The 25,987-nt window shown below is 73.0% G+C and carries 20 protein-coding genes; 14 read left to right on the top strand and 6 right to left on the bottom strand.

Going from position 1 to position 25,987, the window contains the following annotated elements:
* The first annotated feature begins 152 nt into the window (after window positions 1-152).
* The 6 genes from ACFZDI_RS30295 to ACFZDI_RS30270 all read left to right on the top strand — a co-directional run bounded on the left by ACFZDI_RS30295 (window position 153) and on the right by ACFZDI_RS30270 (window position 7,931).
* Window positions 153-1,160, top strand: coding sequence for an NAD(P)-dependent oxidoreductase (locus ACFZDI_RS30295; RefSeq protein ID WP_391254756.1), 1,008 nt, complete (start codon window positions 153-155; stop codon window positions 1,158-1,160).
* Between the two features lie 258 nt (window positions 1,161-1,418).
* Window positions 1,419-2,738, top strand: a complete 1,320-nt coding sequence (locus ACFZDI_RS30290; protein WP_391254753.1) for a radical SAM protein — start codon at window positions 1,419-1,421, stop codon at window positions 2,736-2,738.
* A gap of 235 nt (window positions 2,739-2,973) precedes the next feature.
* The gene (locus ACFZDI_RS30285) at window positions 2,974-4,470 is read left to right on the top strand and encodes a cellulose binding domain-containing protein (RefSeq protein WP_391254750.1); all 1,497 of its coding nucleotides are present in this window, start codon (window positions 2,974-2,976) and stop codon (window positions 4,468-4,470) included.
* A gap of 207 nt (window positions 4,471-4,677) precedes the next feature.
* Entirely contained in the window at window positions 4,678-5,784 is a 1,107-nt protein-coding gene (gene rsgA / locus ACFZDI_RS30280) for a ribosome small subunit-dependent GTPase A (protein WP_391254747.1), read from the top strand.
* A gap of 240 nt (window positions 5,785-6,024) precedes the next feature.
* The gene (locus ACFZDI_RS30275; protein ID WP_391254746.1) at window positions 6,025-7,440 is read left to right on the top strand and encodes an AlkA N-terminal domain-containing protein; all 1,416 of its coding nucleotides are present in this window, start codon (window positions 6,025-6,027) and stop codon (window positions 7,438-7,440) included.
* Window positions 7,437-7,931 (top strand): methylated-DNA--[protein]-cysteine S-methyltransferase, encoded by a 495-nt coding sequence (locus ACFZDI_RS30270; RefSeq protein WP_391254744.1) that lies wholly within the window; start codon window positions 7,437-7,439, stop codon window positions 7,929-7,931. Before ACFZDI_RS30275 ends, ACFZDI_RS30270 begins: the two co-directional genes overlap by 4 nt.
* A gap of 11 nt (window positions 7,932-7,942) precedes the next feature.
* Here the strand turns inward: ACFZDI_RS30270 and ACFZDI_RS30265 are convergent, their stop codons facing one another.
* Window positions 7,943-8,425 (bottom strand): DUF456 domain-containing protein, encoded by a 483-nt coding sequence (locus tag ACFZDI_RS30265; protein WP_234850562.1) that lies wholly within the window; start codon window positions 8,423-8,425, stop codon window positions 7,943-7,945.
* Between the two features lie 211 nt (window positions 8,426-8,636).
* On the opposite strand from ACFZDI_RS30265, the gene ACFZDI_RS30260 reads away from it, so the two are divergent.
* Window positions 8,637-10,475, top strand: coding sequence for a protein phosphatase 2C domain-containing protein (locus tag ACFZDI_RS30260; protein WP_391254742.1), 1,839 nt, complete (start codon window positions 8,637-8,639; stop codon window positions 10,473-10,475).
* A gap of 66 nt (window positions 10,476-10,541) precedes the next feature.
* Window positions 10,542-12,284, top strand: a complete 1,743-nt coding sequence (locus ACFZDI_RS30255) for a pyruvate dehydrogenase (protein WP_391254739.1) — start codon at window positions 10,542-10,544, stop codon at window positions 12,282-12,284.
* Window positions 12,285-12,291: 7 nt separating this feature from the next.
* On the opposite strand, the gene ACFZDI_RS30250 is transcribed toward ACFZDI_RS30255, so the two are convergent.
* Entirely contained in the window at window positions 12,292-13,944 is a 1,653-nt protein-coding gene (locus tag ACFZDI_RS30250) for a helix-turn-helix domain-containing protein (protein WP_391254736.1), read from the bottom strand.
* A 175-nt stretch (window positions 13,945-14,119) separates the two neighbouring features.
* Between ACFZDI_RS30250 and ACFZDI_RS30245 the strand changes: the two genes are divergently transcribed.
* Both ACFZDI_RS30245 and ACFZDI_RS30240 read left to right on the top strand, forming a co-directional pair.
* The gene (locus ACFZDI_RS30245) at window positions 14,120-14,743 is read left to right on the top strand and encodes a hypothetical protein (RefSeq protein WP_391254733.1); all 624 of its coding nucleotides are present in this window, start codon (window positions 14,120-14,122) and stop codon (window positions 14,741-14,743) included.
* Window positions 14,744-15,170: 427 nt separating this feature from the next.
* Window positions 15,171-15,653 (top strand): ATP-binding protein, encoded by a 483-nt coding sequence (locus ACFZDI_RS30240; RefSeq protein WP_234850080.1) that lies wholly within the window; start codon window positions 15,171-15,173, stop codon window positions 15,651-15,653.
* A gap of 57 nt (window positions 15,654-15,710) precedes the next feature.
* Here the strand turns inward: ACFZDI_RS30240 and ACFZDI_RS30235 are convergent, their stop codons facing one another.
* Together ACFZDI_RS30235 and ACFZDI_RS30230 are read right to left on the bottom strand one after the other, a co-directional pair.
* Window positions 15,711-16,751: a DUF2637 domain-containing protein gene (locus tag ACFZDI_RS30235; RefSeq protein WP_361110193.1), complete on the bottom strand. Its 1,041-nt coding sequence runs from the start codon at window positions 16,749-16,751 to the stop codon at window positions 15,711-15,713.
* A 289-nt stretch (window positions 16,752-17,040) separates the two neighbouring features.
* Window positions 17,041-17,892, bottom strand: a complete 852-nt coding sequence (locus tag ACFZDI_RS30230) for a (2Fe-2S)-binding protein (RefSeq protein ID WP_234850082.1) — start codon at window positions 17,890-17,892, stop codon at window positions 17,041-17,043.
* 303 nt (window positions 17,893-18,195) lie between these two features.
* On the opposite strand from ACFZDI_RS30230, the gene ACFZDI_RS30225 reads away from it, so the two are divergent.
* The gene (locus tag ACFZDI_RS30225; protein ID WP_391254728.1) at window positions 18,196-18,951 is read left to right on the top strand and encodes an FCD domain-containing protein; all 756 of its coding nucleotides are present in this window, start codon (window positions 18,196-18,198) and stop codon (window positions 18,949-18,951) included.
* A gap of 245 nt (window positions 18,952-19,196) precedes the next feature.
* Here ACFZDI_RS30225 and ACFZDI_RS30220 read toward each other — a convergent pair whose 3' ends face one another.
* Window positions 19,197-19,964: a hypothetical protein gene (locus ACFZDI_RS30220; RefSeq protein ID WP_361110199.1), complete on the bottom strand. Its 768-nt coding sequence runs from the start codon at window positions 19,962-19,964 to the stop codon at window positions 19,197-19,199.
* 165 nt (window positions 19,965-20,129) lie between these two features.
* On the bottom strand, window positions 20,130-21,803 hold the full coding sequence (locus ACFZDI_RS30215) for a PucR family transcriptional regulator ligand-binding domain-containing protein (RefSeq protein WP_391254725.1): 1,674 nt from the start codon (window positions 21,801-21,803) through the stop codon (window positions 20,130-20,132).
* A 306-nt stretch (window positions 21,804-22,109) separates the two neighbouring features.
* Between ACFZDI_RS30215 and ACFZDI_RS30210 the strand changes: the two genes are divergently transcribed.
* From ACFZDI_RS30210 to ACFZDI_RS30200, 3 genes are read left to right on the top strand one after another with little or no spacing between them, the layout of a single operon-like run.
* Window positions 22,110-23,000, top strand: a complete 891-nt coding sequence (locus tag ACFZDI_RS30210; RefSeq protein WP_391254722.1) for an FAD binding domain-containing protein — start codon at window positions 22,110-22,112, stop codon at window positions 22,998-23,000.
* Window positions 23,000-23,572 carry a (2Fe-2S)-binding protein gene (locus tag ACFZDI_RS30205; protein WP_234850087.1) on the top strand — a complete coding sequence of 191 codons (573 nt, stop codon included), beginning with the start codon at window positions 23,000-23,002 and terminating at the stop codon, window positions 23,570-23,572. Before ACFZDI_RS30210 ends, ACFZDI_RS30205 begins: the two co-directional genes overlap by 1 nt.
* Before the next feature lie 2 nt (window positions 23,573-23,574).
* Entirely contained in the window at window positions 23,575-25,968 is a 2,394-nt protein-coding gene (locus ACFZDI_RS30200) for a molybdopterin cofactor-binding domain-containing protein (protein ID WP_391254719.1), read from the top strand.
* The last annotated feature ends 19 nt before the right edge of the window (window positions 25,969-25,987 follow it).

Genomic DNA, 25,987 nt, shown 5'->3' with positions numbered 1-25,987 from the left:
GCGGGGACAGGAAAGCCCCCGCGGGAACCTACCCCCGGTCCGTCTGTCATTGCCGCCGCTGCCGGCTCGACCTAGGGTGGAGCCGTAGAGAGCGGTTTCTGCGTGTGGTGCGGAACCCGTCCGGAAACGTCCCGAGCAGGAAGGGCACCTCCTTGAGCCGGCGCCCCCAGGCACTGTTCGCCCTGGCCGCGGAGAACGTGCCGCTGGTCTTCCCGCCCGAGGTGCTGGCGCGACTGCGCGAGTCGGTCGACATCGACCCGGACCTGGTGGTCCAGGACTTCGCCGACCCGCGGGCCCGCGACGCGCTCACCCGGGCCGAGGTCCTGGTGACCGGCTGGGGCTGTCCCCGGATCGACGAGACGGTGCTTGACGCTGCGCCGCGGCTGCGGGCGGTGCTGCACTCGGCCGGCTCCGTGAAGTCCTTCGCCACGCACGCCCTGTGGGAGCGTGGCATCGCCGTCTCCTCGGCGGCGTTCGCCAACGCGCTGCCGGTCGCCGAGTACACCCTCGCCATGATCCTGCTCGCCGGGAAGGGCGTCCTCGCCGCCCGTGACCGGCTGCGCACCACCCGCACCTCCGCGGGCTGGGGTGTCATCCCCGGCATCGGCAACCACGGCCGCCGGGTCGGCGTCATCGGCGCCTCCCGCATCGGCCGCCGCGTCCTCGAACTGCTCCGCCCCTTCGACCTGCGGCCCGTCCTCACCGACCCCTACGTCGACGAACGCGGAGCCGCCGCGCTCGGCGTCCCCCTGCTGCCGCTGGACGAGCTGCTGCGCACGTCCGCCATCGTCACCGTGCACGCCCCCGAGACGCCCGAGACCCACCACATGATCGGCCGCCGCGAACTGGCCCTCATGCCCGACGGGGCGGTACTGATCAACACCGCGCGCGGAGCGCTCGTCGACCACGACGCCCTCGTGGCGGAACTGCGCACCGGGCGCCTCACCGCCGTCCTCGACGTCACCGACCCGGAGCCGCTCCCCGTCGACTCGCCCCTCTACGACCTGCCCGGCGCCTTCGTCACCCCGCACCTGGCCGGCTCCCAGGGCAACGAGCTGGCCCGGCTCGGCCTGGCGGTCGCGCAGGAGGCGGAACGCCTGGGGAGCGGCGAGGAGCCGGCGCACGCGATCGACTGGGCGGTGCTGGCGCGCGAAGCCTGAGCCGAACGGTGCGGTGAGCCCCGGCCGACGGCCCGGTACCCGACCCGGCCCGGGGGAGCCCGGCCGTCACGGCCGCCGCCGCTCACCCCCGGCCGTGTCCCGGGCGACCCGGGCGCGTGTGCGGCCCGACTTCCGCACGTCCAGGCGAAGCATGACGAACGGGGCATTTCGTCGGCTCCGGGGGGACCCGGTACCCGTCCCGCGCAGCCGGGGGCATACCGTGAGGAGTCGTACGTCCGAACCGGGAGGAGAGACGGGATGGGCAGCCGTACCGCGCTGGTCGAGGATCTGATGGAGCGGTTCCCGCACGTGCCGCGGGAGGCCGTCTTCAAGGAGGACCTGCTCCGCGGCGGCGTCGCCTTCGACCCGTCCGCGCTCAGCGACAACGAGGGCGGCGAGGTCAAGCCGAAGTCGTACTTCATCTTCTCCTTCGACCACGGCACCCTGCCCGAGCTGGGCGAGGCCGCGCTGCGCCGCCCGCCGGAGGAGATCATCCTCACCGGCGGCCCCTACGACCTGCGCCGCACGGTCGTCTCGGTCCGGGTGAACCCCGCCTCCCCCTACCGCGTCGCCGCGAACGAGGACGGCGTCCTCGGCCTCTACCTCGACGGCAAGCGCATCTCCGACGTCGGCGTGCCGCCGATGCCCGAGTACTACCGGCACACCCTCGCCAACGGGAAGTCGGTCATGGAGGTCGCCCCGACCATCCAGTGGGGCTATCTGATCTACCTGACCGCGTTCCGCGTGTGCCAGTACTTCGGCGCCAAGGAGGAGTGCCAGTACTGCGACATCAACCACAACTGGCGCCAGCACAAGGCGGCGGGCCGCCCGTACACGGGCGTGAAGGACGTCGACGAGGTCCTCGAGGCGCTCGACATCATCAACAGGTACGACACCGCCAAGGTGTCCACCGCGTACACGCTCACCGGTGGGGCGATCACGTCGAAGGTCCAGGGCCTGGACGAGGCGGACTTCTACGGGCGGTACGCCAAGGCCATCGAGGAGCACTTCCCGGGCCGCTGGATCGGCAAGGTCGTCGCCCAGGCCCTCCCGCGCGACGACGTCCAGCGCTTCAAGGACTACGGCGTGCAGATCTACCATCCCAACTACGAGGTGTGGGACGAGTACCTGTTCAAGATGTACTGCCCGGGCAAGGAGCGCTACGTCGGCCGCGACGAGTGGCACAAGCGGATCCTGGACTCGGCGGAGGTCTTCGGCGCGCGCAACGTCATCCCCAACTTCGTGGCGGGCGTGGAGATGGCCGAGCCCTTCGGCTTCAAGACGGTCGACGAGGCCATCGACTCCACCACCGAGGGCCTGCGCTTCTTCATGTCGCACGGCATCACGCCCCGCTTCACCACCTGGTGCCCGGAGCCCACGACGCCGCTCGGCAAGGCCAACCCGCAGGGCGGGCCCCTGGAGTACCACATCCGTCTGCTCCAGGCCTACCGGCAGACCATGGAGGACTTCGGCCTCTCCTCGCCCCCCGGCTACGGCCCGCCCGGAGCCGGCAACGCGGTCTTCTCGGTGAGTTCCTTCATGGACAGCCTTCCGGCGGACGCACCCACCGCCGTTTGATAACGCTTCGATGACAACGCCCCTCGGGGCGACACGGAGTTGAGTCGCAGGGCGGCCGCACCCGTATGGCACACCGAGGCCGGAGCCAGGGGGTGCGGCCGCCCTGCCGTGATATCTGAACAGGGCGCTTGTCAGTTGTGCGGGAGGCGTGAAAAGCTCTTGCACTGCCGTGAGGTTCCCCCCAACTCCAACACCGATGTGGTGAGTTGACCTCGCTCGTGGATGCAGGAGACTCATGCCCGACCTGCCGACCCCTCAGGACGCCACCGAGGCCGCGCTGTTCTCCGAGTGCTGGGACGCGGTCCTCGCGTACGCGGACCTGTGCACGTCCGGTTCCGCGGCCGCCGCACAACTCGGCCGCGAGGCGTTCGCGCACGGCATACGCGAGGCCCGTGACGCCGAGACCGGCCTGGTCCGCGGCGCCGCCCGCCGCCCGGCTCGGCTACCCCGCATACCCCTGCTGCTGACCTCCGTGCGCACCACCGCCGCAGCCTGGGAACAGCAGGGGCAGGGCCACAAACTCGACCCCGACCTGCGCCTGTGGCTCAATTCGGACAAGGCCGCCCGCTACACCGGCCCGCCCCTGCAACGCCCGCTCGCCCTGCGCGGCCTGCGCGATCTGCAGCAGGCCGACGCCGAACTGCTCTGGTTCGCCGAGGTGGAGGCGCTTCCGCTGCCCCTGGTCGCACGCCGCCTGGGACTCGATCCGGCCGGCGTCAGCGAGGAACTCCAGCAGGTGCGCACCCTCTTCCGGGACCGCTGCCACCGCAACCACCTCGACACGCCGATGGACCCCCAGTGCCGCAGTTACGCCCGGCTGCTGGACGCCGTCACCCGCTCCTCCGCCGCCGAGACCCCCGGCGACCTGTCCCGGCACCTCGCCACCTGCGTGCAGTGCGCCGAAGCCGCCGCCTGTCTGCGCCTGCACGGCGGGGCCCTGCCCGGGGCGCTGGCCGGCGGGGTGATCGGCTGGGGCGGCCTCGCCTACCTGGAGCGCCGCCGCCGCGCCGCCGAAGTACGCCTCGGCGCCGGCCGCCCCGGCTCCGCGGACAAGGGCGCCGGAGAACCGGAGGACGGCGAGCAAAAGGCCCGCGTCGCCCGCAACGGCCTCCTCGTCGCCGCCGTCCTGGTCTCCGTGCTGGCGCTCGGCGTCTCCCTCATGCCCTTCGGCGGCGACGGCGACGACCTCGGCGCGCGCAGCGGCGTCGACCGCCAGCCCGTGGCCGACAGTGCTCCGCCCCTGCCGTCCGCCCCGTCCCTGACGCCCGCGACCTCGAAGCCGGCCGCCGACCGGACGACGCATGACACCGAGCAGCCGGAGAAGTCCGGCAAGCCGCAGGACGACAACCGCCACACCGAACCCCAGGGCACCTCCTCGCCCACGCACCGGACCGAACCCGAGGAGAGCGCCGACCCCCTCTGCCGCGTCGAGTACGACCTGGTCAACCAGTGGCCCGACGGCTTCCAGGCCACCGTCACCGTCACCAGCACCCGTTCCCTCGACACCTGGCGCGTCGCATGGTCCTTCCGGGACGGCCAGCAGGTCGGCCAGATGTGGGACGCCTCCGTCGCCCAGGACGGCTCCCGCGTCACCGCGACGGCCGCCGACTACAACAAGAAGGTCCCGGAGGGCGGCGACCTGTCCTTCGGCTTCCTCGCCTCCTGGCGCGGCAAGAACTCCCCGCCGTACGACTTCGAGCTGAACGGCCACGCCTGCGCGAAAAACAGTTGACGCACCCGCGCCGGGGCGGGATATCGTCACCTCGGTTCCGCGCACACCGCGGTTCCGTGACCTGAAGTGCCGTGCGAGAAGGAGGTGTTGACCGATGGCTGTCCTTGCGATGAGCGCTGCCCGCATCCAGTCCGTGAAGTCCACCTCCATGGCCGCCGGCTGATCCGACCGACCGTCGGGCCGGGGCCGACCTCGGAAGGGTCACCCTTGTCTTCCTCCTCTGCTTCATCCGCTTCCTCCGCGCTCGCTCCCTACGGCTGGGACGAGTCCTGGGCCGAGGCGTTCGCCCCGTACGAGACCGAAGGGCTGCTGCCCGGCCGGGTCGTGCGGGTCGACCGCGGGCAGTGCGACGTCGTCACCGCCGACGGGCCGCTGCGGGCCGACACCGCGTTCGTCACCCCGCACGACCCCCTGCGGGTGGTGTGCACCGGCGACTGGGTCGCCGTCGAACCCGGCGGGAACCCGCGCTACGTCCGCACCTGCCTGCCGCGCCGCACCGCCTTCGTCCGCTCCACCTCCTCCCAGCGGTCCGAGGGACAGATCCTCGCGGCCAACGTCGACCACGCCGTCATCGCCGTGTCCCTCGCGGTCGAGCTCGACCTCGGGCGCATCGAGCGTTTCCTCGCGCTCTCCTGGGAGTCCGGGGCCCAGCCCGTCGTCGTCCTCACCAAGGCCGACCTCGTGCCGGACGCCGTGACCCTCGCGCACCTCGTCCAGGACGTGGAGACGAGCGCGCCCGGCGTGCCGGTCGTGCCCGTCAGCTCCCTGGGCGGGGACGGTCTCGACGCGCTCGCCGCGATCGTCGGCGGCGGGACGTCGGTGCTGCTGGGCCAGTCCGGCGCGGGCAAGTCGACCCTCGCCAACGCCCTGCTCGGCGAGGACGTCATGGCCGTCCAGGCCACCCGCGACGTCGACGGCAAGGGCCGCCACACCACGACCACCCGCAACCTGCTCGTGCTGCCCGGCGGGGGCGTCCTCATCGACACCCCCGGGCTGCGGGGAGTCGGCCTGTGGGACGCCGAGACCGGCGTCGGCCAGGTGTTCTCCGAGATCGAGGAACTGGCCGAGCGGTGCCGTTTCCACGACTGCGCCCACGAGGCGGAGCCGGGCTGCGCCGTGCTGGCCGCCATCGACAGCGGTGAGCTGCCGCAGCGGCGGCTGGAGAGCTACCGCAAGCTGCTGCGGGAGAACCGGCGCATCGTCGCCAAGACCGACGCCCGCCTCCGGGCCGAGATCCACAAGGACTGGAAGCGGAAGGAGGCGATGGGCCGCGCCGCGATGAAGGCGAAGCGGGGCGCCCATGGGCGCGCGTAGCCGCTGCGCGACCTGCTGCCGACCCGCGTGCCCGCGGGGCATGCGGGTCCGGCCGGGCACAGCCTCGGCCCGCCGGCCCGCACCGGCCCCGTGCCCGGGCCCCGGCCCGCACCGGGAGCTGGGCCCAGGGCCCGGTTTCGGCAGGTCGTGGTGTGTCCCCTCCGCCGTGTCCGGGCACCGCCCGATCGTGGTGTCCGATTTCCGCCAGCGGGGGGCCGGGCGGCGGCGGAGACTGGAGCTGTGACGCATCAGGGAACGGACGAGGACACCAGGTACGAGGCCGTACGCAGCCGCGACGCCCGCTTCGACGGCGTGTTCTTCTTCGCCGTCGAGACGACCGGCATCTACTGCCGGCCCAGCTGCCCCGCAGTCACCCCGAAGCGGGCCAACGTACGGTTCTTCGCCACGGCCGCCGCCGCGCAGGGCTCCGGCTTCCGCGCCTGCCGGCGATGCCGTCCGGACGCCGTGCCCGGCTCCGCCGAGTGGAACGTCCGCGCGGACGTGGTCGGCCGGGCCGTCCGGCTGATCGCCGACGGCGTCGTCGACCGGGAGGGCGTCGCCGGTCTCGCCGTACGCCTCGGCTACAGCGCACGGCAGGTGCAGCGGCAGCTCACCGCCGAGCTCGGCGCCGGACCGGTCGCCCTCGCCCGGGCCCAGCGGGCCCACACGGCCCGTGTCCTCGTGCAGACCACCGACCTGCCGATCACCGAGATCGCCTTCGCGTCGGGCTTCGCCAGTGTGCGGCAGTTCAACGACACGATGCGGGCGGTGTACGCGTCGACGCCGAGCGAGCTGCGCGCCGCCGCACCGAAGCACGGCCGGGGCCGCCGTACCGCCACCCCGAACGCCGGCATCCCGCTCCGGCTCGCCCACCGCGGCCCCTACCAGGCGGGACCCGTCTTCGACCTGCTGGAACACGAGGCCGTACCCGGCATCGAGGAGGTGAGCGGCCCGCCCGGCGCCCGCACCTACCGGCGCACCCTCCGCCTCCCGTACGGCACCGGCATCGTCGCCGTCGACGAACGCCCCGGCACCGCCCGGACCGGACTCGGAGCCCACCCGGGCGGCTGGCTCGACGCCCGGCTGCACCTCACCGACCCGCGCGATCTGACCACCGCCGTCCAGCGGCTGCGGCGCCTGTTCGACCTCGACGCCGACCCCTACGCCGTCGACGAGCGCCTCGCCGCCGACCCACGGCTCGCACCCCTGGTCGCCGCCCGGCCCGGGCTGCGCTCGCCGGGCACCGCCGACCCGGAGGAACTCGCCGTGCGCGCCCTGGCCGGCCGCACGGAGGCGGAACGGCTCGTAAGGCGCTACGGCAAGGCCCTCGACGCCCCCTGCGGGAGCCTCACCCACCTCTTCCCCGAGCCGGCCGTGCTGGCCGCGGCCGAGCCCGCAGGCACCCTAGGCGCGCTCACCGCCGCCCTCGCCGACCGGGCCGTACGCCTGGACCCGGGCGCCGACCGGGACGCCGCGCAGGACGCCCTGCGGGCCGTGCCCGGTCTGGACTCCCGTACTGTCGCCGAGATCCGCGCCCGCGCCCTCGGCGACCCGGACGTGGCCCCGCCCGGCCTCGACGCACCCGACAGCTGGCGCCCCTGGCGCTCGTACGCACTGAACCACCTGCGCGCAGCAGGGGAGTGGGAGTCCCGATGACCGGCCCGACCTACTGGACGAGCGTGCCCGGCCCCCTCGGGCCGCTGCTCCTCACCGCCGCCCCGACCGGTGAGCTGACCTCGCTGTCGGTGCCCGGCCAGAAGGGCGGACGCGAGGTGCGGGACGACTGGCGGCGCGACCCCGGGCCCTTCCGGGAGGCCGAGGAGCAGCTCGCCGCGTACTTCGCCGGGGAGCTGAAGGAGTTCCGCCTGGCCTGGCGCACCGAGGGCACCGCCTTCCGCGAGAAGGTCTGGGCCGCGCTGGACGACATCCCGTACGGCGCGACCACGACCTACGGCGAGATCGCCGCGCGCATCGGAGCGCCCCGGGCCGCCGTGCGGGCGGTCGGCGGTGCGATCGGCGCGAATCCGCTGCTGGTGGTCCGCCCGTGCCACCGGGTGATCGGGGCGGGCGGGGCGCTGACCGGGTACGCCGGCGGCCTGGACCGCAAGGTACGGCTGCTGACCCACGAGGGAGTGCTGCCGGCCTGACGGCCACCCGTTCAGCCCCAGACGACGGCGCCCACCCAGGCCGCCGCGATCAGCTGGCAGGTGAACAACTCGGCCAGAATGCTCGAGCCGCCCGCGCGCATGACCGTGCGCAGGGCGGCCACCGCGTCGGCGTGACGGCCGAGGCGGAACCGTTCGAAGAGGTAGACCCCGCCCAGGAAGCCGGGGACCGCGCCGAGGACGGGGATCAGGACGAAGCCCAGGACGGAACCGGTGCCGGCGCAGGCCAGCATGCGGAGGGTGGTGCGGTTCATCCGCAGCCGGCGGGGTGGCAGCGCCCAGCGGACGGCCTGGGAGACCAGCAGCAGGGCCGTGGCCCCGACCAGCACCCACCATGCGACGGGCTGCGGGTCCTTCAGCGCCCACCACATGACCGCGGCCCACACCAGCAACGATCCCGGCATGGCGGGCAGCAGCACTCCGCACAGCCCGAGCAGGATGACCAGCCCGACCAGCAGGAGGTCCCACACTCCCATCTGACCAGACTGCCGGAACACCGGAGAACGCGCAGGTCAGGAGCGTGTCTGGGGCCCAGACCCGCAGGTCAGCCGCACGCACTGCACCGGACCCCGCCCTTCGTACGGCCGTTCTACGGCTCACCCGACGTGTCGTTCACGGCCCCTCGGCGGGCCGGTTTTTTCCACAAGCCCCGTTTTCATCCCGCTCGTGCGGTGGACAATTAGGGGCATGAGCCAGCAGGGGGGAAGGCCCACCGGTCACGAGGACGACTGGTGGAGGGAGTTGTACGACGACTCCACCGACGACACGGGCCCCACACCGGCGCGCGATTCCCTGGACGACCGGTTCGCGTCGGCGTCGGGGGCCGTGGGGGACGGGGCCCAGGAGCGCGCCGGCTCCCCGAACCGGTCGGCGGCGCGGCCCTTCGGCGCGGAGCCGGTGGTCCCGGCGCCCAGGACCGGAGCCGACGACGTACTCGACCCGCCCCGCGAGCCCGGCCGGCACCGGCAGCGCGCCCCCTGGGAGCCGCCACCGGAGCGCCCCGCGGGCCCGGTGAGCTTCCCGACCCAGCAGCAGCGGCCGCCGCAGCGGCCCGACCGAACAGCCACCGCCCCGCCCTCGCCCGAGCGACCACCCCACACGGCCCCACCGACCGACGCCCGCGCGTCGTCGAGCGGGGGAGCCGCGCCCGCGGTCGGCCCCGTTGCGCCCCCGGGCGAGCAGTCGGGCGAGGCGGCCCCGTCAGCGGCCGACCCCCGTGCGTCCTCGGGCAGCTCGGAGCGGTCGTCGTCCGCCCCGCCGGTCCCCGACCCACGGACGTCCCGGATTCCGCCACCCCCCTCGGACCCTCCGCACGCAGCCGCGTACGGCGCTCCGGCCGACCGGCCGCCCGTACCGCCCCCGCCCACCGCCGCCCCGGCGTCCGCCCCTTCGGCTCCCGCCGCCGGGGCGCCGGTACCGCCCCCGCCCGCCGAGCCGCCGTCCGCGGCTCCACAGCCCCAGGACGCCCCGTCAGCGCCCGCGCGTCCCGCCGAGCCGCCCTCCGCCGTTCCGCAACCGGAAGACACCCCGTCGGTGCTGGAGCGCCCCGCGTCCACCCCCGGACCCCGTGGCCACGTCGGTACGCGCCCGCCGACCTATGACGCCGAACCCACCGCGCTCCCGGCCGCCGATCCGGACGATCTCGACGATCTAGTGGCGGACACCGTGCTGGACGGGGCCCGGTACGGGGCCTGCACAGTGCGGGCCGTCTCCCTGCGGGGGGACTCCGCGCGGTACCGGGGGGAGCCCCGCAGGGATGCGCTGCTCACCGCCCGGTTCGGCGTGGGCGAGCACGCGCTGCTGCTGGTGGCGATGGCCACCGGGGCCCGGGCCGCGCCCGGCGCGCACCGGGCGGCCGCCGAGGCCTGTCACTGGATCGGACGAGCCGTCGGACGCAGCCACGCCCGGCTGGTCGAGGACATAAGGAACGGCCGGCGCGGCGACCTGAAGTCCGGGCTGCACCGGCTCACCGACCGCAGCCTCGGCAAGCTCCGGGCCAGCGCCTCCGAACAGGGCGTCGCCCCCGAGGAGTACGCGGCCAGCCTGCGCTGCCTGCTGCTGTCGGCGGACCCCCGGTGCCGCACCCGGGTGTTCTTCGGGGTCGGGCCGGGCGGGCTGTTCCGGTTGCGCGAGGGGGAGTGGCAGGACATCGAGCCACAGGTCGCGGAGGTCAAGGGCGAACCCGTCCTGGGCTTCGGCTCGCCGCCCTCCGAGACCCCCGAGGGCGACCGGCTCACCATGGACCTGGGCATCCCCACTCCCCCCAGCCCCTACGAACCGGCCCCGGAGCCGCCCCGCGAGCCCTTCCGCTTCCGGACGTCCGTCGCCCGCCCGGGTGACACGCTCCTGATGTGCAGCGGTGGCCTCGCCGACCCCCTGCGCGGCGAGCCCGAACTCGGCGAGTACCTCGCCGAGCGGTGGTCCCGTCCCGATCCGCCCGGCCTCGCCGCGTTCCTCGCCGACTCCCAGGTGCGGGTCAAGGGTTATGCGGACGACCGTACGGCCGCCGCGGTGTGGGAGGCGTGAGCGCGAGCCGTGTGACTTGATGGAACCCGGAGGGATCCCAGGAGACCGAAGGGGCAGACGAGAACCATGGCCAAACAGAACGTCGCGGAACAGTTCGTCGACATCCTGACCCGCGCCGGGGTCAAGCGTCTCTACGGCGTCGTCGGCGACAGCCTCAACCCGGTCGTCGACGCAGTCCGCCGCAACTCCGCCATCGACTGGATCCACGTCCGGCACGAGGAGACCGCCGCCTTCGCCGCCAGTGCCGAGGCGCAGATCACCGGCTCCCTCGCCGCCTGCGCCGGTTCCTGCGGCCCCGGCAACCTCCACCTCATCAACGGCCTCTACGACGCCCACCGCTCCATGGCCCCGGTCCTCGCCCTCGCCTCGCACATCCCCTCCAGCGAGATCGGCCTCAGCTACTTCCAGGAGACCCACCCCGACCGGCTGTTCGCCGAGTGCAGCCACTACAGCGAGATGATCTCCAGCCCGCAGCAGATGCCGCGGCTGCTGCAGACCGCCATTCAGAACGCCGTCGGCCGCAGCGGCGTCAGCGTCGTCACCCTGCCCGGCGACATCGCCGACCGGCCCGCCCCGGAGAAGGCCGCCGAGACCGCCCTCGTGACGTCCCGCCCGACGGTCCGTCCGGGTGACGCCGAGATCGACCGGCTCGTCGAGATGATCGACGAGGCCGGCAAGGTCACCCTCTTCTGCGGCAGCGGCACGGCCGGAGCGCACACCGAGGTCATGGAGTTCGCCGGGAAGATCAAGTCCCCGGTCGGACACGCCCTGCGCGGCAAGGAATGGATCCAGTACGACAACCCCTTCGACGTCGGCATGAGCGGACTGCTCGGATACGGCGCCGCCTACGAGGCCACCCACGAGTGCGACCTGCTGATCCTGCTCGGCACCGACTTCCCCTACAACGCCTTCCTCCCCGACGATGTCAAGATCGCCCAGGTCGACGTCCGGCCCGAGAACCTCGGCCGCCGCTCGAAACTGGACCTCGCGGTGTGGGGCGACGTGCGGGAGACACTGCGCTGCCTGATCCCGCGGGTGCGGGAGAAGAAGAACCGGCGCTTCCTCGACCGGATGCTGAAGAAGCACGCGGACGCGCTGGAGGGCGTGGTCAAGGCGTACACCCGCAAGGTGGAGAAGCACACGCCGATCCACCCCGAGTACGTGGCGTCCGTGCTCGATGAAGTGGCCTCCGACGATGCCGTGTTCACCGTGGACACCGGCATGTGCAACGTCTGGGCCGCCCGCTACATCTCACCCAACGGCCGTCGCCGCGTCATCGGATCCTTCTCCCACGGCTCGATGGCCAACGCCCTGCCCATGGCGATCGGCGCGCAGTTCACCGACCGCAAACGGCAGGTCGTGTCGATGTCCGGCGACGGCGGCTTCTCCATGCTGATGGGCGACTTCCTCACGCTGGTCCAGTACGACCTGCCCGTGAAGGTCGTCCTGTTCAACAACTCCTCCCTCGGCATGGTCGAGTTGGAGATGCTGGTCGCCGGTCTCCCGTCGTACGGCACCGCCAACAAGAACCCCGACTTCGCCGCCGTCGCCCGTGCCTGCGGGGCGTACGGGGTGCGCGTCGAGAAGCCCAAGGATCTCCCCGGGGCCCTGAGGGACGCGTTCAAGCACAAGGGGCCGGCCCTCGTCGACGTGGTCACCGACCCCAACGCGCTGTCCATCCCGCCGAAGATCAAGGCCGAGATGGTGACCGGGTTCGCCCTGTCGGCCTCGAAGATCGTGCTGGACGGCGGGGTCGGCCGCATGCTGCAGATGGCCCGCTCCAACCTGCGCAACGTGCCGCGGTTCTAGAGGTCCCTCAGCTGTAGGGCGTCCAGGCGCGCGCGGAGGTGTCGTACACATAGCGGGGCAGGCCCTTGATGCCGCTGGTCCGGAACGGGCGGCCGTCGTCGTCGATCCGGACCGTGCCCCTGCGGCCCTGGGAGGACCAGTCCAGCTCCAGGTACCAGCGGCAGTCGCACGCCTGGGTCCGGGCGTTGACCAGCAGCACCTCGGGGTCCCGGGCCGACACCCGGTAGGGCATGCGCACCGCCGGGATCGGCGTACCCGCGTCGCTCCCGGCGACCGCGCGGGCGAGGGGACGGTCCTTGTCCAGGTTCACGTCGAAGGAGCGCGGGGTGATCGAACCGCCGCAGCCCCGGTCCATGGCGTAGGCGTTGCCCTGCGCCGGGGCCGTCCGCCCCACCACGCGCACGCGCAGCGCCTCCAGCACGACGGCCGTGTCGGTCCGCCCCTGCACCGTCAGCTCCACGAGCGTCTCGCCGCCGTGCACCGCGTTCTGCGATGCGGCCCAGACGCCCGCGTCCTGCGGGACGGGAGGCGGCGCCACCTGCCCGGGCGGCCTGGCGATGACGTAGTCGTGAGCGCAGCCCAGCTCCCAGGCCTGGGAGTCGGCCGACCAGGTGAGGGGGACGGCGGGGCCGGCCGCGTCGGCGGGCGGTGGGGTGGTGCGGGTGGAGGGCGACGGGGAGGGCTTCGACTGCTTCGGGGTGGCGGAGGGAGAGGACCGCTGGGGGGTCGGGGAACCGCCGCTCGGCGTGGGGGAGGCGTCGCGCCGGTCCGGCGCTCTGGTCTCCGTCATGCCGGAGGGGGCCGGACCGGCCGAGCCGGCCCGGTCGCCGGCGGACGCATGCCGCCCGTCCGGCAGTGCGGCGAGGCTCCCGAGAGCCGCGAGCACCGCGCAGCCGGCAGCCAGCCCGACCGCGACGCGTCCACGGCGGTACCAGGGGCGACGGGGGAGCGGCGCCGCGACGCCGGCAGGACCACCGACGCCGAGGGGTGCGGCCGCCGGTTCTTGAGCTTCGGGCTCGACCGTGCTCTCTTCGGCCACCGGTTCCTGCGCTTGGGGGGCGCCCGCGTCGTTCTTGGTCTTCGCTTTCTGCGATGCGACGGCGACCACCCTCTCTTCGGCCACCGGTTCCTGCGCTTGGGGGGCGCCCGCGTCGTTCTTGGTCTTCGCTTTCTGCGGTGCGACGGCGACCGTGCTCTCTTCGGCCACCGGTTCCTGCGCTTGGGGGGCGCCCGCGTCGTTCTTGGCCTCCGGTTCCTGCGATGCGACGGCGGCCGTGCTGTCTTCGGCTCTCGGGTCCTCCACCCCGGCGGGCGTGGCCGCCGCGCTCGGCGTGCGGGGGCGTTGGCGTGCCGCCACCGCCAGGAGCCAGCGGCGGTGGAGCTCCAGACGTTCCTGCGGGGACGCCCCGCACAGGGCGGCGAAGCGCTCCGCGGGGGCGAAGTCGACCGGGACCGCCTCGCCGGCGCAGTAGCGGTGCAGGGTCGAGGTGTTCATGGCCAGGCGCCGGGCCAGGGAACCGTAACTGCGGTCCGTGCGCTCCTTCAGCGTCCTCAGCAGCGCCGCGAACTCCGCGACGTCGTCGACGTCGTCCTGTGCCGACACCCTTCCCCCGTCCCCGTAGGTCCGACCCGGCCCGGAACGGCATCCCAGGCACCCCATGTACCTGCACGTCAGACGGCCTGGGATGGTTCCACCGTGCCGGATCGGGTGCGGGCCGTTGCGTCCCCCGGGTGTGACCGCTGATGCTTCTGGTGTCGCACCGAGCAGACCAGGGCCGGCCGGCCGGCCTCGCGGCGGCATCGACCATCCACGCATTCACCCACGGGGGACACCCATGCCCAAGCACCTCCGAGCCAGCGCGCTCACCGCACTCACCGTCGCCGCCCTCGCGGCGGGCACGGTCCTCACGGCCCCGGCCGCCGGAGCCGCGCCGACGGCCGCCGCACCGAAGTTCCTCTCGGCGTCCCAGCTCCCGCCGCACCCGTCCTCCACCTGGACGGCCGGCCCGGTCACCGAGGGGTTCCCGGAGGCACTCGGCACCTGCGTGAGCACGGAGGGCGTGCCCTCCTACGACTACCGGTACCGGGAGTTCCGCACCGACCTGGACACCAGCGCCGTGCAGCTGACCGTCGTGGCGGACACCTCCGCCCTGGCCAAGGCCCTGGCGAAGCACTACGACGACCTGATCCGCACCTGCGCCGACCGCCTGGAGAAGAACGACCCCGACATCGAGGCCGAGGGCCGGGACTACGGTTCGCTGCCCGTCGAGGAGGGCGCCCACGTCCGCGGCGTGCACACCGAGACGTCCGGGGGCTCCACGGACATCTCGCTGCTGTCCGTCGGGCGCGACGGCAGGACGGTCACCGTCGTGCGGTGGGGCCAGATGGGCGACTTCGGAGACGCCCCCGTCGCGGCCTTCAAGAAGACGACGACCATCGCCGTCAACAAGCTCTACTGACGCGCGTCCCTCGCGAGATGCGGGGCCGTCCTCCCTCCACGGGGGTGGGGAGGACGGCCCCGTACCGGTTCCGGAGGCCGTCAAGACCGTCGTACTTCAGCCAACTTCACCGAGGCACCGCGCACCCGGTGCCCTCGCCCGGGCCCCTCCCCGTGTACGCACGGATCGGCAGTCGGCCATCGGCCCATCGTCCGATCTCCGGCGGTCAGCATCCGTCCGGGGACGACGACCGGCTACCCTCTTGTCCCCCTCCCCTCCGTCGCCGTACCGCTCGGCGGCCAACTGCCCACGCCGCCCGCGCCGTTCCGATGGCCGAACACCCGGTCGTCGACGATCCCGCATGACTGCCGCGTTCCCGATGGGGCATGGATCCCCGTGAACGTGTTCGAGCAGGAGGGGAACCGACATCGGCGCGCGGGCGGGGGTCATGGAGAGGCAGGCACGACGAGGCGGTCCCATAGCGATCGGGGGCTTCTCGGCGAAGACGGTGGAGGACAGGACCGACGATGTCACGGAACACGATCCGGCGCCGCAGTTGAGGCGCCGACTCGGGCGGGCGGACCTGCGGGCCGTCCCCGAAGCGCGCAGGGCCCTGCGGGAACTGCTCGGGCAGTGGGGGAAACACGGGCAGTCCGACGTGGCCGAACTGCTCACCAGCGAGCTCGTCACCAACGCGATCGTCCACACCGACCACGACGCGGTCCTCACGGCCACCGTCGGGCCCCGCGGACTGCGGGTGGAGGTGCGGGACTTCGTGGCCCGCAGACCCCGGCTGCGTGTACCGGTCGCCGACGACGGTACGAACGGCAGGGGCCTGCTCCTGGTGCAGTCCCTCGCGGACTCCTGGGGCGTGCGGCCGCACGGCGTGGGCAAGTCCGTCTGGTTCGAGCTGGGGGCCGGCGCGGCGTGAACGCCGAAGGGGCGCGGCCCGCAGGCCACGCCCCCTCGCCACTGTGCTCGGGCTCGGCTAACCGAACTGCTGCTCAAGGTCCTTGAGCTTGCGCTCCAGGGAGTCCAGACGCGGCAGTGCCATCGTGTCGTCCTCCGCGGTGAGGTCGACGGTCACCGCGTCAGCTCCTTTGCGCACCGGCTGAAGGGAGGGACGCGAGCGCACGGGCAGGGGCTCCGGCGCGGATATGGCAGGCTCCGCGGAGACCTGCGAGGAGCCGCGCTCCACCTGCACCTCCAGCTCCCGTCCGCCACCGCGGCCGAAGTGGCCGCGGTGACCGCGGCTGATCGCCTTCAGCTGGGCCCGCTCCACGCGCTGCTGGTCGCGCCGCCGCTGCCGGGCCTCCTCCTTCTTGCGCATGTCGTCGCGCACCTCGTCGACCGCCTCGTCCAGGCTGCGCACACCCTCCAGGAGCATCAGCGACCAGGCGCGGTAGGTCTCGCGGGGGGCCCGCAGCCAGCGCACCATGCGGATCTGCGGCAGCGGGCGGGGCACCAGACCCTGCTCCCGCAGGGCGGCGCGGCGGGTCTGCTTCAGCGCGCGGTCGAAGAGGACCGCGGCCGAGAGGGACATGCCCGCGAAGAAGTGGGGGGCACCCGCGTGGCCGACGCCCCGCGGGGCGTGCACCCAGTTGAACCAGGCCGCGGCGAAGGCGAACGTCCAGACGAGTATCCGGGAGCCGAGCGCCGCGTCACCGTGGCTGGCCTCGCGCACCGCGAGGACGGAGCAGAACATCGCCGCACCGTCCAGGCCGAACGGGACGAGGTACTGCCAGCCGCCGGACAGTCCGAGGTTCTGCTCGCCGAAACCGACCAGGCCGTGGAAGGAGAGCAGGGCGGCGACGGCCGCACAGCAGAACAGAAGAAGATAGGAGAGGGTGCCGTAGAGGGCTTCTTTGCGTCTGCGGCGTTCCTCGCTGCGCTCCCAGGAGTCGTCCGCGCTCGTGTCCTTGACCGAGGAGCGCTTGCCGCGCGCGAGCACCGCCACCGCCGCCAGCATGCCCAGGAGAAGCACGGCGCCCGGAAGCAGCCAGTTCAGCGATATGTCGGTCAGTCTCATCTGGGTGGTCCCTTGCATTGGGATAGGGCGTAACGCCCGCCATAGTGGCCCAATCCCATCGGCCCTCAGGGGGTTTCGGGGCAAGAGACCGCCAAGGAAGTGCAAGGGAATGCCCAGGACGGCGATCTGCTCGAACTGTCGCTTGAGGGGCGGGAGTTGAGTTCGAACAAGACTACCCGCACGAGTGGTTCTCCGGAAAGTTCCCGTGACCCGTGGGGATGCTGTGAATCGCCTGAGCGGGTGTGTGGTTTCGCGATGATCCTACGGGGGGCAGGCCCCCGTGTGTGCGTCAACTGGCCGTGGCGAGCAGCTTGGTGACGCGGTCCGTGTCGCAGGTGCGCGGGCAGGTGGCGCAGGTGTCCTCGGGACGCAGGGTGTAGAACATGCAGCAGCTCGCGCGGTCCCGGGTGAGCAGCGGCTCGCCGCCGGGGCCGGTCAGCTCCCGGAACGCCGCCGTGCCGACGTACGGCTTGCTCGCGCCCGGCAGGAGCAGCTCCAGTTCGCGCATCGCGCGCCGCTCCTCGGTCTCGCCGAGCAACTGGGCGACGTACCAGAGCCCTTCGACGATCTCGTCGGTCGCCATGCCCCACAGGGCGCGCCCGCGGCGGCGCATCCGGGGGCCGAAGCCGGTCAGCACCGGCTCCAGGTGCTCCGCGACCGCCGACCGGACCTCCGCCCGCAGTGCCTCCTCGTCCGGGACGACCCGGGCGCCGGGCAGCCCGGCCGCCTCGTCGCCCGGCAGGCAGGCGAAGCCGGCGGGGCGGACGGCCAGGTGCCCGAGGGCGTGGCCCGGGTCGGTGCGGTCGTAGGAGACGTGGGTCACGGGGTAGCGGGGGACCCGGCGGTGCAGGAACCACGGCACGGTGATCAGGAGGCAGGCGGGCCATGCGTAGCGGTGCAGGCCAAAGCCGGCGACGACGTCGGGCCGGGCCTGCCGGCCGTAGTCGCGCCGGATCTGGTCCACGTCCCACGCCAGGAAGCGGTCGAGGGCGGGGCCGGCGGCTGCGAGGTCGTCGGCCGCTGTCCAGCCGTCGCCGCGCGGGGTCTCGTCCGTGGCGTTCAGTTCGGTGACGGCGAGGCCCGGGAGGACGTCGGCCAGGCGGGCGTAGGCGCCGGAGACGGCCGAAACGGGCGCAGGCATGTGATCACCGATCCGTCGGGAGAAACGGGGTTCTTGAAGGTAAGCCTAACCTTACTCAAGATCGCCGGAAGTTGAAGGAGGGATTTGAACTGGGGGCTTCGGCGCTTATGGTGCTTGACGGACGAGTAACAACCCGCCGTAATGACCCCAAGTACCGATACGTCCGGAGGAGGACCCGTGAGGCAGGGAGCGCAGGGCTCTGCGGGCACGGGGGCTCCGTGGGCAGCCGCGGCGGCGTCGGCACCGGCGTCGGCTTCGCCGTCGGGATCGGCTTCGGCGGCAGCGGCTTCGCCGTCGGCTTCGGTGGCAGCGGCAGCGGCTGAGCCGGCCGGGTCCGTGCGGGTGCCGCGGCAGGTCGGGGAGGTGCGGGGGGAACACACGCACAGTGAGCCGGCCGCGCCGGTCGCCCCGCGGGTTCGGCCCGTGGTGCAGCGGGCCTCGGTGCGCGGGCAGATCCTGGACGCGTTGCGCGCCGCGCTGGTGGCGGGGGATCTGCGGCCCGGTGAGGTGTACTCTGCGCCGGTGCTCGGCGAGCGGTTCGGGGTCTCGGCGACGCCGGTCCGGGAGGCCATGCAGCAACTCGCCCTCGAAGGCGCCGTCGAGGTCGTTCCCAACCGTGGGTTCCGGGTGGTCGAGCGGGGGGCTCGGGAACTGGCGGAGCTGGCCGAGGTCCGGGCGCTGCTCGAAGTCCCGGTGATGCTGCGGCTGGCCCGCACCGTTCCCGCCGAGCGCTGGGCCGAGCTGCGCCCTCTCGCCGAGGCGACGGTCCGCGCGGCGGCCTCGGGATGCCGCGCCACCTACGCGGAGTCCGACCGGCGGTTCCACCGGGCTGTGCTGTCCCTGGCGGGCAACGCGCAGCTGGTGCAGATCGCGGAGGACCTGCACCGCAGGGCGCAGTGGCCGTTGGTCGGGGGTGCGCGCGGGGTGCGGGCGCGGGCCGATCTGCTGGCGGACGCGCATGAGCACACGGCGTTGCTGGACGCGCTGGTCGCACGGGATCTGGATGTGGTCAGGGCGCTGGTGGGGGAGCACTTCGCGGGGGCGGGTGCCGTCGGCTGACCGGCCGGGGTTCGCGCGTTTCGCCTTCTCGCCGGATGGGGGCCGGGCCGCGCCGGGGGGTGTCCGTCCTCGGAACGGCGCGATGGGCTTGCACACCGACTGACTGTTCGTTGACGGGCCAACCGCTGCGGGCGGACACCCCCCGACACGTCCCCTTCTCGCCGTACGCGGGTGTGGGCGCGCTCTGGCTCAGCAGCGGGCGGTCGTGCCGCTGGGGCGGCACGGGTCCGCCCCGGCGGCAACGCCTAAGCCGTCGCAGCCGGCGGTACCGGTGGAGCCAACTGGCGGGACAGCCACGTCGGTACGCCGCCGAGCAGCCGGAACAACCGCCTCGCTTCCTCGCGCAGTCGCGACGCCTCCGGCTCCGTCTCCGTGTCTGCGAGGGACACCAGCGCCGGGGCCGTACCGACGAGATAGCCCAGCTCCTCCCGGAGCCGCAGCGACTCCGAGAACCCGTGCCGTGCCTCCGCCAACTCCCCTTCGCGGAGGGCGAGTCCGGCCAGGTGGCGCCAGGTGAACGACAGCAGCAGCGGGTCGGAGTGCGCCGTCGCGCCCGCGTGGGCCCGGCGGTACGCGGCCCGGGCGGCCTGGGGCGCGCTCGTCAGGTTCTCCGCCAGCAGGCCGCGACGGAAGTCCAGCAGAGCCCGCGCGGGAGCACCGGGAGGAAGCAGCGCCGCCGCCCGGCCGAGCGCGGCCCGGGCCTCGTCGGCCCGGTCCCGTACCGCGAGCAGGGTCGCCGCGTAGGCCAAGTAACCGCGTTCACAAGCGGCCGCGCCCCGCTCGTCGTCGCTGTGGGCCATCGCCTCGGCCGTGCGCAGCGCGTCCTCGGCCTCCTCCCAGCCCTGCTCGGTGTACAGACACCGCTCCACCAGGAGCGACGCACGTTGCAGCGCCGCCGCCGGTGTGGCCGGCAGGAGCAGGGCGGCCGCGTCGGCCCAGCACCCGCGCGAGCGCAGCCGCCATACCGCGGTCTGGAGGGGATCGTCACCGGCGGTCGTTCCGTTACCAGACATGGCGGTATGCGCCACGTTGCCCTCCCCGAGCACGCCATCGAGCTGTTGAGTGGTGGCGGCATCTCAGCACGAATCGGCGGGCCGGGCCAAGGGGGTGGGTGAAGGATTTCACAAAGTCGTGGGATCCCGGGGTGCCCCGGGTTTGCCCCCGGGACACCCCGCGTATCAGCTCATCCGCAGTGCCAGGAAGAAGTCCAGCTTGTCCTCGAGGCGCGACAGGTCACGACTCGTCAACTGCTCGATTCGGCCGACCCGGTAGCGCAGCGTGTTGACGTGCAGGTGCAGACGGGTGGCGCAGCGGGTCCAGGAGCCGTCGCAGTCGAGGAAGGCCTCCAGGGTGGGTATCAGCTCGGCGCGGTGGCGGCGGTCGTAGTCCCGCAGGGGGTCCAGGAGGCGGGCCGTGAAAGCGCGGCGGACGTCGTCCGGGACGAAGGGCAGCAGCAGGACGTGCGAGGCCAGTTCCTGGTGGCCGGCCGCGCAGACCCGGCCCGGGCGGGCCGCGGCGACGCGCCGGGCGTGGCGGGCCTCCTCCAGCGCGCCGCGCAGCCCCTCCGCCGAGTGGACCGCCGCGCTGACGCCCAGAGTGAGCCGGCCGTCCCCGTCGAGGCCCGCCGTGAGGGGTTCCCGTACCGAGGCCAGGAGCGTGTCCCCGAGGACGCCCGGCTCCGGGCCGTCGTGCTCCGTGGGGACGGCGGGGAGCGGGACCAGGGCGATGGCCTCGTCGCCCGTGTGGGCCACCGCGATGCGGTCGGAATGCTCCGGCCCGGCGACGGCGGGGTCGACGAGGACCTCCTCCAGCAGGGCCTGCGCCACGGGGCCGCCCTCGACCCCTTCGCCCTTCCAGTCGACGCGGGCCACGACCACCTGCCAGTGCGGCGCGGAGCCCAGGCCGGGCAACAGCACCGGTGCGGCCACGCGCAGGCGGGCGGCGATCTCGGCGGGCGCCGCGCCCGCCTGGACCAGTTCCAGAACCTCCTGGGCCAGCCGGCGGCGCACCGTGCGGGCCGCGTCCCGGCGGTCCCGTTCGACGGCGATGAGCTGGGTGACGCCGTAGAGCAGATCCAGCCGCTCCTCGGGCCAGTCCCCGGCGTCCGCCTCCACGGCCAGCAGCCAGTCCGCCAGGACGGTCTCGCGGACGTCCCGGGCGGGCTGCGGGGAACGGCCCGTGGAGCGGACCGGGAACAGGGAGTACGTCGTGGCGCCCAGGACGACGCGGTGGGGGCCGCGGCGCCCCGCCCGGGTGGCGGCCAGGTGCTCCCCGGCGAGCCGGGCGCACGCCTCGGCCGGCAGGGCGGGGCCCGTCGCCTTCGAGCCCGCGATCAGGCGGCCGGTGGGGGAGAGGACCCAGGCCCGCAGGTCCAGGTCCGTGCCGAGGAGGTCCAGGACCACGTCGGGGCCGCCGCCCGCCGGTCCCGCCGTCATCATCCGGCGGTGCCGGTCGACGACCGCGGCCAGGTCGCCGGCGCGCTCGCCGGAGACCTGCCGTACGACGTGTTCGGTGATCGTCGCGAACGCCACCGACTCGTGCACCGCGAAGAGCGGCAGGCGATGCCGGGCGCAGGCCACGACCAGGTCCTCCGGCACGTCACCGAGCTCGGCCTCGCCCGCGGCGAGGGCCGTCACCCCCGCCTGCACCAGGATCCGGACGAACGGCTCCGAGTCGTCGGCGTCCCGGCGCCAGGCCAGGCCCGTGAGCACCAGTTCGCCGCCCGCGAGGTACCGGCTGGGGTCGCGCAGGTCGGTCGTCATCACACCCCGGACGGTGCGGTCCAGTTCGTCCTCGCCGCCGAGCAGCTTGAGGCCCAGCGCATCGGTCTCCAGCAGTGCGCGCAGCCGCATTCTCGTCGCCGCCGTTCTTTGTCTCGAAATCAAGCCCTGCCCCGGCTGTGTTCCAGGTCACGCGGTCGTCTCGCGTGTTTCCACAGGAGAACGAGGAGGTTTCCACGGGCCTCCGTTCATACGAATCTACAAGATGCCTGTCCTGGCCAGCCAACTCCTTCATGGTTTCCGTGACTGACTCGCTTGGCGCAACGCGCTGTGTACTGAGACCACTACGCGTTAACAGCACATGAACGAGCCGGGACCGCCGCACACGGATTGGCTCAATCTGAACGCCCTACGAAAAGACGAAGAAGAGAGCCGGTCATGGACTTCCTTCGCCCCGCCAGCTGGGAGGAGGCGCTCGCCGCGAAAGCCGAGCACCCCACAGCTGTGCCGATTGCGGGTGGCACCGACGTGATGGTCGAGGTCAACTTCGACCACCGCCGGCCCGAGTACCTCTTGGACCTGAACCGCATCGGCGACCTCTCCGAGTGGGAGGTCGGCGAGGAGAGCGTGCGGCTCGGTGCCTCCGTGCCGTACACGAAGATCATGGAGAACCTGCGCGCCGAGCTGCCGGGTCTCGCCCTCGCCTCGCACACGGTCGCCTCCCCGCAGATCCGCAACCGTGGCGGCGTCGGCGGCAACCTCGGCACCGCCTCCCCGGCCGGCGACGCCCACCCCGCCCTGCTCGCCGCGGGCGCCGAGGTGGAGGTGGAGTCGGTACGCGGGAGCCGTCTCATCCCCATCGACGCGTTCTACACCGGTGTGAAGCGCAACGCGCTGGCGGCCGACGAGCTGATCCGCGCCGTACACGTGAAGAAGGCCGACGGGCCGCAGCAGTTCTCCAAGGTGGGAACCAGGAACGCGATGGTCATCGCCGTGTGCGCCTTCGGGCTCGCCCTGCACCCCGAGACGCGCACCGTGCGGACCGGGATCGGTTCGGCCGCCCCGACACCCGTCCGGGCGAAGGCCGCCGAGGAGTTCCTGACCGCCGCACTGGAGGAGGGCGGCTTCTGGGACAACGGAAAGATCGTCACCCCGTCGGTCGCCAAGCAGTTCGCGGACCTGTGCTCCGCCGCCTGCAACCCGATCGACGACGTCCGGGGCACCGCGAGCTACCGCCGCCACGCGGTCGGCGTCATGGCCCGCCGCACGCTGACCTGGACCTGGGAGTCCTACCGCGGCACCCGCCGCACTACCGAGGGAGCTGCGTGATGCGCGTCAACTTCACGGTCAACGGCCGTCAGCAGGAAGCCGACGACGTGTGGGAGGGCGAGTCCCTGCTGTACGTGCTGAGGGAGCGCATGGGCCTTCCCGGGTCGAAGAACGCCTGTGAGCAGGGCGAGTGCGGCTCGTGCACGGTCCGTCTGGACGGCGTGCCGGTGTGCGCGTGCCTGGTCGCCGCCGGGCAGGTGGAGGGCCGCGAGGTCGTCACCGTCGAGGGGCTGGCCGACTTCGCCAAGCAGCGGTCCTGCGGGACCGGCGGCTGCGGCACGTCGCTCCAGGACTCGCAGCACTGGGACGCCAAGGGCACCGACTCGCAGACCGGCGAGGGCACCGAGCTGTCCCCGATCCAGCAGGCGTTCATCGACGCCGGCGCCGTCCAGTGCGGATTCTGCACGCCGGGCCTGCTGGTCGCGGCCGACGAGATGCTGGAGCGCAACCCCAACCCGAGCGACGCGGACATCCGTGAGGCGCTGTCGGGCAACCTGTGCCGCTGCACCGGCTACGAGAAGATCATGGACGCGGTCCGCCTCGCGGCCGCCCGGCAGTCGGAGGCGGTCTGACCATGGCTTCCCCCAGCGGAACCCCCACGAAGATCACCCAGGGCTCCCCGACCAAGGGCGGCATCGGCGAGTCCACGCTGCGCCCCGACGGCACCCTCAAGGTCACCGGCGAGTTCGCGTACTCGTCCGACATGTGGCACGAGGACATGCTGTGGGGGCAGATCCTCCGCTCGACCGTCGCGCACGCCGAGATCGTCTCCATCGACACGAGTGACGCCCTGGCCACGCCGGGCGTCTACGCCGTGCTGACGTACGACGACCTGCCCACCGACGTGAAGAACTACGGCCTGGAGATCCAGGACACCCCGGTCCTCGCCCACGGCAAGGTCCGCCACCACGGCGAGCCGGTCGCGCTCGTCGCCGCCGACCACCCGGAGACCGCGCGCCGGGCCGCCGCGAAGATCAAGGTGGACTACCGCGAGCTGCCCGTCATCACCGACGAGGCCTCCGCCACCGCCCCGGACGCGCTGCTCGTCCACGAGAACCGCGACGACCACCACGCCGGGCACGTCCCGCACCCCAACATCGTGCACCGCCAGCCGATCGTCCGCGGTGACGTGGCGGCGGCGCGCGAGCGGGCCGACGTCATCGTCGAGGGCGAGTACACCTTCGGCATGCAGGATCAGGCCTTCCTCGGCCCCGAGTCCGGCCTCGCCGTGCCGGAGGAGGACGGCGGTGTCCACCTCTACATCGCCACCCAGTGGCTGCACAGCGACCTGCGCCAGATCGCACCCGTGCTCGGCCTGCCCGAGGACAAGGTGCGCATGACGCTGTCCGGCGTCGGCGGCGCGTTCGGCGGCCGCGAGGACCTGTCGATGCAGATCCACGCCTGCCTGCTGGCCCTGCGCACCGGCAAGCCCGTCAAGATCGTCTACAACCGGTTCGAGTCGTTCTTCGGGCACGTCCACCGCCACCCAGCCAAGCTCCACTACGAGCACGGGGCCACCAAGGACGGCAAGCTCACCCACATGAAGTGCCGGATCGTCCTGGACGGCGGCGCCTACGCCTCCGCCTCTCCGGCCGTCGTCGGCAACGCCTCCTCCCTGTCCGTCGGCCCGTACGTGGTCGAGGACGTCGACATCGAGGCCATCGCCCTCTACACCAACAACCCGCCCTGCGGCGCGATGCGCGGCTTCGGCGCGGTCCAGGCCTGCTTCGCCTACGAGGCGCAGATGGACAAGCTGGCCGCGAAGCTCGGCATGGACCCGGTGGAGTTCCGCCGGCTCAACGCCATGGAGCAGGGCACTCTCCTGCCGACGGGACAGCCCGTCGACTCCCCGGCCCCGGTCGCCGAACTGCTGCGCCGCGTCAAGGCGATGCCGATGCCGCCGGAGCGGCAGTGGGAGTCCAGCGAGGGCGCCGACGTACGGCAGCTGCCGGGCGGCCTGTCCAACACCACGCACGGTGAGGGCGTCGTCCGCGGCGTCGGCTACGCGGTCGGCATCAAGAACGTCGGCTTCTCCGAGGGGTTCGACGACTACTCCACCGCCAAGGTCCGCGTGGAGGTCGTCGCCGGCGAGCCCGTCGCCACCGTGCACACCGCCATGGCGGAGGTCGGCCAGGGCGGCGTCACCGTCCACGCGCAGATCGCCCGCACCGAGCTGGGCGTCACACAGGTGACCATCCACCCGGCCGACACCCAGGTGGGCAGCGCCGGTTCGACGTCGGCCTCCCGGCAGACGTACGTCACCGGCGGCGCGGTGAAGAACTCCTGTGAGCTGGTCCGCGAGAAGGTCCTGGAGATCGGGCGCCGCAAGTTCGGCTCCTACCACCCGGCCTGGGCGACGGCCGAGCTTCTCCTGGAGGGCGGCAAGGTCGTCACCGACGGCGGCGAGGTCCTCTCCGACCTGGCCGACGTGCTGGAGGGCGAGACCGTGGAGGTCGAGGCGGAATGGCGGCACCGGCCGACGGAGCCCTTCGACCTGCGCACCGGGCAGGGCAACGGACACGTCCAGTACTCCTTCGCCGCACACCGGGCCGTCGTCGAGGTCGACACCGAGCTCGGCCTGGTCAAGGTCATCGAACTGGCCTGCGCCCAGGACGTCGGCAAGGCGCTCAACCCGCTGTCGGTGCTCGGCCAGATCCAGGGCGGCACCACCCAGGGCCTGGGCGTGGCGGTCATGGAGGAGATCGTCGTCGACCCGAAGACGGCGAAGGTCAGGAACCCCTCCTTCACCGACTACCTGATCCCGACCATCCTCGACACGCCGACCATCCCGGTCGACGTCCTCGAACTCGCCGACGAGCACGCCCCGTACGGGCTGCGCGGCATCGGTGAGGCACCGACCCTGTCGTCGACCCCGGCCGTCCTCGCGGCGATCCGGAACGCGACCGGGCTCGAGCTGAACCGGACTCCGGTGAGGCCCGAGCACCTGACGGGCACACAGCTCTCCTAGGGCTGAGCAGTCACGTCCC

This window comes from Streptomyces sp. NPDC007907 (genome assembly GCF_042959365.1).
GTDB classification, from domain to species: domain Bacteria; phylum Actinomycetota; class Actinomycetes; order Streptomycetales; family Streptomycetaceae; genus Streptomyces; species Streptomyces indiaensis.
The sequence above is the reverse complement of the archived record's forward strand: the minus strand, read 5'-3'. Positions and strand labels throughout refer to the sequence as shown.